At 71.5% G+C, this 11,956-nt stretch carries 11 protein-coding genes; 5 read left to right on the top strand and 6 right to left on the bottom strand.

All coding sequences use genetic code 11. The annotated features are described in order from the left end of the window. Window positions 1–37: 37 nt before the first annotated feature. Window positions 38–178 (bottom strand): lasso RiPP family leader peptide-containing protein, encoded by a 141-nt coding sequence (locus tag NMN56_RS21465; RefSeq protein ID WP_274042011.1) that lies wholly within the window; start codon window positions 176–178, stop codon window positions 38–40. A gap of 360 nt (window positions 179–538) precedes the next feature. Between NMN56_RS21465 and NMN56_RS21460 the strand changes: the two genes are divergently transcribed. Continuing rightward, the gene (locus NMN56_RS21460) at window positions 539–934 is read left to right on the top strand and encodes a GNAT family N-acetyltransferase (RefSeq protein ID WP_274042010.1); all 396 of its coding nucleotides are present in this window, start codon (window positions 539–541) and stop codon (window positions 932–934) included. A gap of 15 nt (window positions 935–949) precedes the next feature. Here the strand turns inward: NMN56_RS21460 and NMN56_RS21455 are convergent, their stop codons facing one another. The 4 genes from NMN56_RS21455 to NMN56_RS21440 form a co-directional block, all read right to left on the bottom strand. After that, on the bottom strand, window positions 950–2,683 hold the full coding sequence (locus tag NMN56_RS21455) for an urease subunit alpha (protein ID WP_274042009.1): 1,734 nt from the start codon (window positions 2,681–2,683) through the stop codon (window positions 950–952). Then, the gene (ureA, locus tag NMN56_RS21450; protein ID WP_274042008.1) at window positions 2,680–3,408 is read right to left on the bottom strand and encodes an urease subunit gamma; all 729 of its coding nucleotides are present in this window, start codon (window positions 3,406–3,408) and stop codon (window positions 2,680–2,682) included. Before ureA ends, NMN56_RS21455 begins: the two co-directional genes overlap by 4 nt. Window positions 3,409–3,546: 138 nt before the next feature. After that, a complete protein-coding gene (locus NMN56_RS21445) occupies window positions 3,547–4,572 on the bottom strand; it encodes an agmatine deiminase family protein (RefSeq protein ID WP_274042007.1) in 1,026 nt (341 codons plus the stop codon). A gap of 160 nt (window positions 4,573–4,732) precedes the next feature. After that, window positions 4,733–6,172, bottom strand: coding sequence for a purine-cytosine permease family protein (locus NMN56_RS21440; RefSeq protein ID WP_274042006.1), 1,440 nt, complete (start codon window positions 6,170–6,172; stop codon window positions 4,733–4,735). Window positions 6,173–6,343: 171 nt separating this feature from the next. Between NMN56_RS21440 and NMN56_RS43040 the strand changes: the two genes are divergently transcribed. The 4 genes from NMN56_RS43040 to NMN56_RS21415 all read left to right on the top strand — a co-directional run bounded on the left by NMN56_RS43040 (window position 6,344) and on the right by NMN56_RS21415 (window position 10,334). Beyond that, window positions 6,344–7,360, top strand: a complete 1,017-nt coding sequence (locus NMN56_RS43040) for a TetR/AcrR family transcriptional regulator (RefSeq protein ID WP_347178628.1) — start codon at window positions 6,344–6,346, stop codon at window positions 7,358–7,360. Between the two features lie 180 nt (window positions 7,361–7,540). Next, window positions 7,541–9,172, top strand: a complete 1,632-nt coding sequence (locus tag NMN56_RS21430; RefSeq protein ID WP_274042005.1) for an amidohydrolase — start codon at window positions 7,541–7,543, stop codon at window positions 9,170–9,172. A gap of 207 nt (window positions 9,173–9,379) precedes the next feature. Then, the gene (locus tag NMN56_RS21425) at window positions 9,380–9,835 is read left to right on the top strand and encodes a GNAT family N-acetyltransferase (protein ID WP_274042004.1); all 456 of its coding nucleotides are present in this window, start codon (window positions 9,380–9,382) and stop codon (window positions 9,833–9,835) included. A gap of 376 nt (window positions 9,836–10,211) precedes the next feature. Then, a complete protein-coding gene (locus NMN56_RS21415; RefSeq protein WP_274042003.1) occupies window positions 10,212–10,334 on the top strand; it encodes a hypothetical protein in 123 nt (40 codons plus the stop codon). A gap of 763 nt (window positions 10,335–11,097) precedes the next feature. On the opposite strand, the gene NMN56_RS21410 is transcribed toward NMN56_RS21415, so the two are convergent. Next, window positions 11,098–11,946: an SAM-dependent methyltransferase gene (locus tag NMN56_RS21410; RefSeq protein ID WP_274042001.1), complete on the bottom strand. Its 849-nt coding sequence runs from the start codon at window positions 11,944–11,946 to the stop codon at window positions 11,098–11,100. Window positions 11,947–11,956 lie beyond the last annotated feature (10 nt).

The raw sequence follows: 11,956 nt of genomic DNA, 5'->3' as shown, positions 1-11,956 counted from the left end.
ACCGGCATCCCTGCGCTGATCAGCCAGCGACGCGTGGTCAGCTACCGATGCGGTAACCGCCGATGCCCTCGGGCCAGCGGCCGGCCGCGCCCTGGGTGAGGTCGGCGAAGTCGCCCGCCTCGGCCAGCAGCGGAGCCTCGTACACGTCAGCGGTCTCGATGTTCAGCGTCTCGCTCATGGTGAGCACCTTTCAGGTACACACGGGTGGACGGTCCCCCCGATGACGACAGTGATCCACAGTCCGGACGTGCGGCGCCATAGCTGCCGGGCCATCACCACCAGCACGGGCGACACCGCCGGATATACACCTGGAAAAAGGGAGAACACGAGGCATTCCGCTTGCGTTTGTGCGCCTCATCCCGCGCGTCGGCGCCCCGCGACCGCGCCGACGACCGCGCCCCGCGAGCACTCCCGCGAGCGCCCTGGTGCCAAGTGGGCGCCGGTTTCCATGAGTTGATCACCGTACTGCGGGGCCGCGCTCCCGCCCGCGCCACCAGGACGCAACCACCGGCCGGCTGCGGAGCGCTATGTTCAGGTCATGATGATCACGTATGAGTGGTGCGGTGACTTCGACAACGCGGCTCTCAACGCCCTGCATGCCGAGGGGTTCGACCACCCGCTGGAACAGACCGACTGGCGCGCGAGACTGCTGCGTCACAGCCTCGGCTGGGTCTGTGCGTGGCACGGTGACCACTTGACCGGCTTCGTCAACGTCGCCTGGGACGGCGGAGACCACGCGTTCGTCCTGGACACGGTCGTGGCGCGGCGCAGCCGTTCGGAGGGTGTGGGCTCCGCCCTGGTCAAGGCGGCTGCGGAAGGGGCGCGCGCCGCCGGGTGCGAGTGGCTGCATGTGGACTTCGAAGAGCACTTGCGGTCGTTCTACTTCGACGCCTGCGGTTTCAGGGCGACGGACGCGGGGCTGATCGCCTTGTGAGCGGGCGGCGGCAGGTCACAGGAAGTACAGCCTGTTCAGGGTCACTTCCTGGGCGGGCTCCGAGGTGAGCGAGGAGCCGTCGAGGGTGACCGTGCCGGTGTCGGGGGCGACGCGGACCTCGGCCGTCCTGTCGTTGTGGACCATGGTGTGCGGGCCGATGCCGCGCGTTCCGCGTACGCCCACGCGGCGGCGACGGGTGGTCAGGCGGTCGTGGCCGTCCTCGGCCGCAGCGCGGCTCACGAACGCGACGGAGAGGTCAGCGGCCGTGGAGCCGTGGGCGCCGAGTTGCGGGCCCAGTACCAGGGGTTGCGAGGTGTCGACTGACGCGTTCGGGTCGCCGGTGACGCCCCAGGCGGGGAAACCGGACTTGAGCACCAGTTCGGGCTTGGCGCCGAAGCGGTCGGGGCGCCACAGGACGATGTCGGCCAGCTTCCCCGGTTCCAGGGAGCCGATCTCGTGTGCGAGGCCGTGCGCGAGAGCCGGGTTGACGGTGAGCTTGGCGATGTAGCGCAGGGCCCTGTCGTTGTCGTGGCGTGGGTTGGCGGCGCCGAACTGGACCTTGTTCCTCGCCGCCATCGCGAAGGTCCGCCGTACCGTCTCCCCCGCACGGCCCATGCCCTGTGCGTCGGACGAGGTGATGGGGATGACGCCGAGGTCGTGCAGGACACCCTCGGCGCCCATCGTGCCCTCGCGGATGCGGTCGCGGGCCATGGCGTCGTCACCTGGCCTGCCGGGGTCGAGCTGGTGGACGGCCATGATCATGTGCAGGTGCTCGGCGACGGCGTCCCGGCCGAACGGCAGGGTCGGGTTCGTCGAGGAGCCGATGACGTTGGCCTCGCCCGCGAGGCGCAGCACGTTGGGTACGTGCCCGCCGCCGCAGCCCTCGATGTGGAAGGCGTGGATGGTGCGCCCCTCCAGCACGGCGAGGGTGTCCTCGACGGACAGGCACTCGTTGAGTCCGTCCGTGTGCAGGGCGACCTGGACATCGTGCTCCTCGGCGACACGCAGTGCGGTGTCCAGGGCCCGGGTGTGCGCGCCCAGGTCCTCGTGGACCTTGAAGCCGCTGGCCCCGCCCTCGACCAGGGCCTCGGTCAGCGGCGCGGTGCCGGAGGACGAACCACGGGCCAGGAAGCCGATGTTGACGGGCCAGGCGTCGAAGGCGTTGAACGCGTGCCGCAGCGCCCAGGGCGAGTTGACGCCGACGCCCCAGACGGGACCGAACTCCTGGCTGATGAGCGTGGTCACGCCGGAGGCGAGCGAAGCCTCCATGATGCGCGGCGACAGCAGATGCACATGGGTGTCGACGGCGCCCGCCGTGGCGATCAGTCCCTCGCCGGGGACGATCGCTGTGCCGGTGCCGACGACCACGTCGACCCCGTCGACGGTGTGCGGGTTGCCCGCGCGGCCGACGGCGACGATGCGGCCTTCCCGTATGCCGATGGACACCTTGCGGATGCCGAGCACGGCGTCGATGACGAGGACGTTGCTGATGACGACGTCACAGGTGTCGCGGACGGAAGCGGCCCGCAGGTGCATACCGTCGCGGGCCGTCTTGCCGAAGCCGACGAGGAACTCCTCGCCCGGCTCGGCCGAGTCGTGCTCGACCTCGATGAGCAGCCCGGTGTCCCCGAGTCGCACGCGGTCGCCACGGCGGGGGCCGTGCGTGGAGATGTGGTCGTGCGCTGAGGTGCGGTCGTGCGCGGAGAGGTGGTCATGCGCGTGGTCGTGGTGGTGGGCTTCGGAACTCATGAACGGCCTTCCGGTGTGTCGAGTGAACGGCCTTCCGGTGTGCCGAGGTCGAGGTAGCCGCAGGCGCGGGCGCGTTCGAGGGCCTGTTCACGGGCGCCCGGCGCGTCCAGCGGGCCGTCCACGAGCCCCGCGAACCCGATCGCCACGCGCTCGCCCCTGACGGGGGTCAGCTCGACCTCGCGGGTCTCCCCCGGGCCGAACCGCAGGGCCGCGCCCGCCGGAAGCGCGGCCCTGCACCCGTAAGCGGCGGCCCTGTCGAAGCGCAGCCGCGGGTTGACCTCGAAGAAGTGGAAGTGCGAGGTGACGCTGACGGGCACGGTCGCGGTGTTGGTCACCGGGATCGTCAGCGTGTCCGTGAACCGCCGCGTGGGCGCGTCGGCCCCGGGCAGTACGGCGCCGGGTGCCGCTTCGCCGTGGTGGCCGCCACCGATGGGGTCGGTCACCACGACCAGCCGGGTGCCGTCGTCGAACACGGCCTCCACCTCGACCTCGGTGACGACGTCCGCCACTCCGGCCAGCACGTCGTCGGGGCCGAGGACGGAACGGCCCGCCCGCATCGCGTCGGTCAGCCGTGCACCGTCGCGCGCACTCTCGCACACGGTGTCGGCGATGAGCGCGGTGGCCTCGGGAACGTTGAGCCGCAGGCCACGGGCACGGCGCGCACGGGCGAGTTCGGCGGTGGTGAACAGCAGAAGCCGATCGCGTTCACCGGGGGTCAGACGCATGGGTCAGAAATCCTCTCGGGTCGTCGGGGCGTCGAGGCGCCCGGCCGTCGGGCCACCGGGCCACCGGGCCGCCGGGTCGCCGGGCCACGGGGAGGGACGGCGGAGCGGGGCCGGAACGGACGGAGGTACGCGCGGAGTTCATGGCCTGGCCGCCGGCTGCTGCTGCGTGATGCAGTGGATTCCGCCTCCCGCGGCGAAGACCGGGCGGGCGTCGAGCATGACGATCCGCCGGCCCGGATACGCGTCGGTGAGGATCTCCCGGGCCTGCTCGTCGCGCGGGTCGTCGAAGCCGCAGGCGATCACGGCGCCGTTGACGACGAGATGGTTGATGTAGCTGTGGTCCACCCAGCCGTACGCGTCGCGCAGGACCGTGGGCGCGGGCATCTCGGTGATCTCCCACGCCGTGCCGCGCACGTCCTTGCTGTCGCGCAGGACATCGAGGATCTCGCGGGTGAGGGCGTGGTCCGGATGCGCCGGGTCCGGCTGGGTGTGGACGAGAAGCCTGCCGGGCGAGGGGATGGTGGCGAGGAGGTCCACATGCCCGCGCGTACCGAGCCGCTGGGCGTCGCGGGTCAGGCCGCGCGGCAGCCAGATGACGTGCTCGGCGCCGATGGTGCGGGCGAGTTCGGCCTCGACGGCGGCCTTGTCGTATCCGGGATTGCGGTACGGGTCGAGCTGTACGGTCTCCGTCACCAGGGCCGTGCCGAGCCCGTCGACGTGGATGCCACCGCCCTCATTCACGAGCGGCGAGGGCACGCTACGGGCTCCCGACAGGCCGCTCACCGTACGGCCCACGTGGGCATCGCGCTCCCAGCTCGCCCACTCCTGCCGGCCCCAGCCGTTGAACACCCACTCCACGGCGCCGAGGCGGCCGTCCTCGTCCAGTACGAAGCTGGGGCCCGTGTCGCGCAACCAGGCGTCATCGAGGGGCACTTCGACGAGGTCGATGTCGTCGGTCAGCCACTTGCGGGCGATGCCAAGGTCGGCGGGGTCGACGAGCATGGTCACGGGTTCGAACCGCGCGATGGCGAGGGCCACCCCCGACCAGGCACGCCGCGCCTCGTCGGCGGTCTCCAGCCCCTCGCCGATGTACGAGGAGCTGGGGGGAAAGGCCATCCAGACGCGTTCCTGGAGAGCGGTTTCCGAGGGCATCCGCCAGTTCATTCGGTTCCTTTCAAGGGCGCCGGCCGGGCCGGTCGTGCCGTGGGGTGCCGTGGGTGCCGGCCGGGCCGTTGGTGCCGCCCTGCCGTGCCGTTGGGTGCCGGGCGGGCAGTGGCGCGTTGCTGTCCGTATCGCCGCGCGTGCCGTCGTGGCGCGTAACGCCTCACATGCGGGCGGCGATCGCGCGCCGTCCCAGGAGTGCGTAGGTTCCGGCCGCCACGAGGATGCCGACGGGCAGGGCCAGGTCGATGCCGTTCAGCGCCGCGGCGATCGGGCCCGTGTAGAGGGTGTTCACACACAGCGCCGCCGTGCCTGAGCCGGTCAACAGGGCTGTTGCGCCTGCCCAGTTGACGCCGCCGGTGAACCAGTAGGGGCTGCTCGGTGACTCGTCCGTCAGCGCGGGTCCGTCGTAGCGGTTGCGGCGCAGCAGGATGTCCGTCGCGTAGATGGACATGGCGGGGCCGAGCAGGACGACGGTCAGCTGGAGGACGTTGTTGATGGTGTCGAGGAGGTTGGAGACCAGAAGCCCGTAGAGGGTCAGGGAGGCGGCGGCGACGCCGTCGAAGAGGACGCTCACCGACCGCCGGATGCGGACGCCGACGGACTGGAGTGCGAGCCCGGCGCTGTAGGCGGTGAGCGCGTTGATGGCGATCGTGCCAAGGACCAGGGCGAGCAGGAAGACCGGTACGAACCAGCGGGGCAGCAGCTTCTCCAGCGCGGTCCGCGGGTCGCTCATGTCGACGACGGTGGCGGCGAGCGCGCCCACGACGCATACGAAGGTGCTGGGCAGGTAGGCGCCGAACGCGGTCCAGCCGGCGATCGACTTCGCGGAGGTCGTGCGGGGCAGATAGCGCGAGAAGTCGGCGCTGGTGGTGTAGGACAGCGGGCCTGCTGCGATCAGGGTGACGCCGGCTATGAGGGTGGCCCACAGCCCGGTGCCGGACAGCGGTTGCGCGGGGACGTAGGAGAAGTCGGCGTGCCCGATCACGCTGACGGCGACGACGGCGAAGGCGGCGGCGAGTACGAGGGAGATCGGAAGGTAGAGCTTGATGATCAAGCCGTGCCCGAACACGCCGATGACCAGCGTGAGCGCGGCGATGACCAGCACCACGGCGATCCGTACGGGGGTGGTGGCCGCGATGCCCACCCGTTCGACCAGGGAGAACGCCGCGGTCGCCGCAGCGGCGAGGTTGAGCGCGAAGTAGCAGACGGACATCATCCAGCCGATGACCGCGTTGTTCACGCGGTTTCCGCGGATGCCGTACATGGCGCGGGTGATCACTTCGCTGGGGGTGCCGGATGCCGGGCCCGAGACGGCGAGCAGCCCTGTGAGCCCCCAGAACAGGTTGCCGATCACGATCACGGCGACGGCCTGCCACAGGTTGAGGCCCATGAGGACCACGGCGCCGCCCACCAGCAGGCTCAGGTAGTTGACGTTCCCCGCAGCCCAGACGGAGAACAACTCGCGGGCTTTGCCATGCCGTTCCCGGTCGGGAATGCAGTCGATGCCGTGCGCCTCGATGCGGCCCGCTCCACCCGGGCCGGGCTGCGCACTGTCCGCTTCGGCACCGTCCGGGTACGGGTCGGGAATGGTGGCAGTCATAGTCCCCTCCGGGTGCTGGGTAGTTACCCGCCTGCCTTGCTTATTGGGCGCACACTCAATAGCATCCGCGGTATGCCGTCAAGCGTTCCGCGCAAGCGAATCCGTAAGTCACCTGCCGAAAGACGTGCGGAAATCGTTGAATCTGCCGCCGCTGTCGCACTGAATGAGGGGTTGGAGTGCATCACCCTCCGGCGGATCGGCGAACAGCTCGACGTCCGGCCCGGGTTGATCAGCCACTACTTCCCCGCCGTGGACGAACTGGTCGCCGAGGCGTTCACCAGCGCCGCGAGCGGTGAACTCGACGTACTGCTGCCGCCTGCCAGGTCAGGGGACAGTCCCGTCCTGCGGCTCACCCGGTTCTTCACAGATGCGACGGGCGAGGCGTACAACGACATCAGTCGACTCTGGATCAACGCCCGCCACCTCAGCCGCTACCGGCCCCCGCTGCGGGAGCGGGTCGCCGCCCAGGAGGCCGCGTGGCGCGAACGGCTGGCGGAGCTGATCCAGGAGGGCGTCGCCGAGGGCGAGTTCCGTACCGACGATCCGTACGTCGCCGCGATCCGGATCATCGTGGTGATCGACGGCCTCGCCGCGTACGTCAACACCGGCACCGCCGGCCACCCGCCCACGGTCTCCCGCATGGCCGCGACCACCGCCGAGAGCGAACTCGGCCTCGCGGCCGGCACGTTCGCCCTGGCGGGCGGGCCCGGCGCTGCGGGCGGGCCCGGTGCGCCTGCTGCCGGTCGGCCCGGTGCTGCGAGTGGGCCCGCGCCCGGTGGGCCCGTTCCGGCTGGTGGGTCCGCGCCTGATCGACCCAGTGCCGGTGGGCCCGTTCCGGCTGGTGGGTCCGCGCCTGGTCGGCCCGCTGCCTCCAGTGGGCCCCATGCGGCCGGTGAGCCCGCGCCTGATCGGCCTGCTGCTGCGAGTGGGCCCAGTGCCAGTGGGCCCGCTCCGGCTGGCGGGACCGCGCCTGGTCGACCCGCTGCCTCCAGTGGGCCTGCTGCCGCCGGTGAGCCCGCGCCGGGTCAGCCCCATGCGGCCGGTCGGCCCGCTGCGGGCGGTGGGCCCAATGCGGGCGGTGGGCCCAATGCGGCTGGCGGGCCCGGCACTTCCGCTCCCGGCGGCCGTCCCACCGGCCCCGGCGAAGCCGCCCCTTCCGCCGACGAGTCCACCAGCACCGGTTGTTGATCCACCGCGCCGGTCGGCGCGCGCTCGGTCCGGGGGGCCAACGGGGGTGCGCCCCGGCACCCAGCGGTACCGAGGCACTGCCGGCGGTGCCCCGTAGCACCGGCGGGGCCCCGCAGCACCAGCGGCCCCCGCGTCGAGCAGTCCGCCGCACGAACTGACCAGTCCACTCAAGGAGGCACTGTGCACGCCAGTCTCGTTCTGCTTTCCGCCCGTCTGCTCGATCCGGCCACCGGCGACTTCCTGCCGGACACGGCCTTGGCCGTCTCCGGGGGGCGGGTCTCGGCCCTGGGCGACGACCGCGAGGTACGCGCGCTCGCGAACGCCTCGACGACGGTCGTCGACCTCGGCGGAGCCGTTGTCACCCCCGGCCTCGTGGACGGGCACCTCCACCCCGTCCACGGCGCCGAACTCACCCACGGACTCGACCTGTCGGGTTGCGGCGACCTCGACGCGGTGCGCGAGGCACTGGCCCGTGAGGTGCGTACGCTCGCGCCCGGCGACTGGCTGCACGGGTGGGGGCTCGACCCGAACGTCTTCGGTGAGCGTGCCGTGGAGACCGCCGCCTTCGTGCCCGTACTCGACGGCGTACCCGCCCTGCTCCGGCTCTTCGACGCGCACTCGATGCTGGCGTCCCCGCGTGCCCTCGAACTCGCGGGCGTCGACGGGCCGCGGACCTTCGACCAGGCGGCCGAGGTGGTCTGCGACGACGCGGGACGGCCCACCGGGCTGCTCCTGGAGGACGCCGCCTGCGCACTCGTCGAACGCGCGGCGCCGCAGCCCACGTACGAGGAGCGCCGCGCCCTCCTCTCCACCGCGCTGCGCGGCATGGCAGCCGCCGGGATCACCGGAGGCCACGCCATGGACGCGGGGGGCGACAGCCTCGCGTTCTACGCCGAACTCGAAGCGGCGGGAGAACTTCCGGTGCGGCTGCGGGTCGCGCCCTGGTGCCAGCCGGGCGCCGACCCCGACGCGCTGCGCGCGCTCATCGCGCAGCAGGGCGCAGGGGGCGGGCTGTGGCGGACCGAGGGCGTGAAGCTCTTCATGGACGGCACCATCGACAACGGCACAGCCTGGCTGGAACACCCCGACTGTCACGGCGAGTCGGCGCACGCCTTCTGGCCGGACCCGGAGGACTACACCCGGGTCGTCGGAGCGCTCCACAGGGCCGGGGTGCCCACGGCCACGCACGCGATCGGTGACGCGGCCGTGCGGCACGCGCTCGACTCCGTCGAGAAGGCGCTCGCTGAGGGAGGCGGCGAGGGCCGCGGGGCCCGGCACCGGATCGAGCACATCGAGACCGTGCCGGACGACGCCCTGCGCCGCTTCGCGCAGCTCGATGTCGTCGCGTCCATGCAGCCCACGCACTGCTGCGACTTCACGCGCGCCGACCACACCGACAACTGGTCCCGGCGGCTCGGCGAGGAGCGTGCCGCACGTGCCTGGCGCTGCCGTGACCTGTGGGACGCGGGAGCCACGGTCGTGCTCGGCTCCGACTGGCCCATCGCCCCCTACCCCCCGCTCGCCGTCATGGCGGGAGCCCGCCACCGCCGCCCCTCCCGCGCGCTCACCGAGCCGCCGCACGGGCCCGAGCAGGCGCTGACGGCGCTGGAGGCCCTCCAGGGCATGACGCTGGGCCCGGCACGCGCGGCAGGCGAGGAGCACGAGGCGGGCCGCCTCGCCGTCGGCCACCGCGGCGACCTCACCGTATTCGCCGACAACCCGCTCACCACGCCGGCCACCGAACTGCCCGAACTCCCCGTCCTGCTCACGGCGGTCGACGGCCGGCCGACCCACCGCCACCCGAGCCTCTGACGTCCACGCCCAGCACCGCCGGCGGAACCGGACTCCGCTGGTGAGCGCGCACATGCTGCACACCGTCGCGGACGCGGATCAACTCGTGGGTCCCGGCACCGGCCGATGACCGGCGGGGCGCGTCTGAGACATTCGGATCTTGCGAGCGAGCACCTGTAGCGAGTTCTCCTCGCGAGCACTGTCGACGAGCACCTACGAGGAGACGCCATGACCATCGGAGTCCGGCCGTTCCGTCCCGGCGATGCCCCGCGCGTGGCGGAGATCGTCCGACGCTGTCTGCGGGAGGTGAACAGCCGTGACTACCCGGCTCACATCATCGACAAGATGTGCGCGCACTTCACGGCCGAGCGGTTCACCGAACTGTCCCGCAGCCGCCTCATCTCCGTGGCCGAGGACACCAGGGTCCTCGGCACCGTCTCCCGGGAAGGCAACACGATCTACTCGATGTTCGTCGACCCCGACCTGGCCGGACGGGGAATAGGCCGCCAACTCATGGAACACATCGAAGCCGAGGCCGCACGCGACGGCTTCGGTCACATGGAGACCGGCGCCAGCATCACCGCGCACCACTTCTACCTCAAGCTCGGCTACACCGATGTCCGGGAGACAGAGACCGAGTTCGGCTTCAACTACATCCTCCACAAACCCCTCGCCCACCCCTGAACCGCCCCGGCCCCCCGCCACGGAAGTCGCGCCCCACAAGAGCCGCGGGTCGGTAACACATGCGGCTCCGCCGCACGGGCGCGCGACCGCAGCGCGCCGGATCTGACGTCGTCGCGGGTAACGACGGTTGCGGCGCGATGAGTTCGCGTGTCGGCGGTCAGGAGTCGGGGCGGTCCGCGAGGGAGCGCCAGCAGGTCCCGGCACGCACAGCCGTCTCAGAACGGAGACCATCTGCGGCCCTTCCCCCCACTACCCAGGCGTGAGCAGCAGGACTACCCAGGCGTGAGCAACAGGGCAAGCGGGCGTTGGCCGGGAGACGGCGCCCCCCGCCTGGCCCGGGCCCCTGGCCTACAGCCCCGAGCAGCAGCTCACCGTCGTGGCCGCGACCGGCGACCCGTTCATCGACAGCCCGTCCATGGGCAGCTCGGCCCAGACGGTCACCCAGACCAAGGAGGACAACCAGATCTTCACCGACGACGGCGGCACCGACAAAGAGTGACCGCCCGCCGCTGGGATGCCGGCCGACGTCGAGAGGTGGGCGCCGGCCGAGGCCAGCGCGGGTTTCGGTGGCGTGCTGTCCGCTCTGTCCTGCACATGGGTCAACCGCCCGCGCGCCAACGCCGCCGCCGGGTCCGGGCCCCGCGCGCTGGCCGAGGCAGCGCGGTGCGGCCTGCGTATTCCGCTGACCATGGTGACCAACGACCCGGCCGCGGCCAGGAGATTCGTGGCCTCCCTGCCCGGCGGCCTCGCCGCCTACAAGAGCGTCGGCGGCGGCCCACCACCCACGGGGGCAGGACGTACGCCTCGTGGACATCGAAGGTCTGCGCGGATGAGATCACCGAAGCGGTGGCTGCGACGGCGCACCACTTCTCCGAGTGGATCGACAAGGCGTACGAGGTACGGCTCACCGCCGTGGACGGCCATCTGTTCGCCGCCGAGATCCATACCCATTCCCCAGCCGCGAGCATCGACTTCCGCCGCGACTACGGCGCCTGCACCTACAGAGTGTGCGAGGTGCCCGAGACGGTGGCGCGCGGCGCCGGCGCCCTCGTGGGATTCTTCGAACTCCGGTACGCGGCCCTGGACTTCCTCGTTGGTGATGACGGGGCCTGGCACCTGGACATCGACCCCGACCTCACCGCCGCCGCCAGCCGGCGCCTGCACTCCACCTGCTACACACATCAATCGCTCAATGCTGCGGGCCCGGATGGCCTGCCCCTTCATGTCACGATCGGCGTACGACATGCGGTAGGCCCTGGCGGTCACTTCGTCCTCCCGAACTCCCCCAGGAGAGGCCCCCCGGCAAGCTTGCGACCGACCCCTCCGTACAGGGAGACCTCCTTGCGCGGCCCGACCTCGGGTGCCTCGGGGCGCCATTGTGGGCAGGAGACGACGCCGGGTTCGACCAGTTCGAGGCCGTCGAGGAACCCGGCCACCTGTTCGGGACTGCGGGGTACGTAGGGGACGGCGCCGCTGCGGTTGTAGCCCTCCAGTGCCTTCACGTAGAGGGGGTCCGTGTTGGTGCCGTCCCGTACCGCCAGGTGGCTGCCGGGCGGGAGGTCCCGCATCAGGCGCCGTACGATCGCGCGTGCCTCGTCGTAGTCGGACACGTGCGCGAGGATGCCCATCAGCATCACCGCGACCGGCTTGTCCAGGTCCAGGGTGGGTGCTGCGGCCTCCAGGATCTTCTCCGGCTGCCGCACATCGGCCTCGACGTAACGGGTCGCGCCCTCCCGGGTGCTGGTGAGCAGGGCGTGCGCATGGGCGAGGACCAGGGGGTCGTTGTCCACGTAGACGATGCGGGACCCGGGAGCCACGCGCTGTGCGACCTCGTGGGTGTTGTCCACGGTCGGCAGCCCCGTACCGATGTCCAGGAACTGCCGGATGCCGGCTTCCCCCGCGAGGTACCGCACCGTGCGGCCGATGAAGTGCCGCCCCACGCGCGCGAGGGTGGTCATGCCGGGGAAGACGTCCTGTACCTTGTCGCCCGCCAGCCGGTCGGCCTCGTAGTGGTCCTTGCCGCCGGTCCAGTAGTCCCAGATCCGCGCCGAATGCGCCACCGTGGTGTCGATCCGTTCGCCCGTGTCCGCCCTGTCGGGACTGTCGGTCATGCGCCCTCGC

The organism is Streptomyces iconiensis (assembly GCF_028657195.3).
Lineage (GTDB): Bacteria > Actinomycetota > Actinomycetes > Streptomycetales > Streptomycetaceae > Streptomyces > Streptomyces iconiensis.
This window is presented reverse-complemented; position numbering and strand designations above follow the sequence as displayed.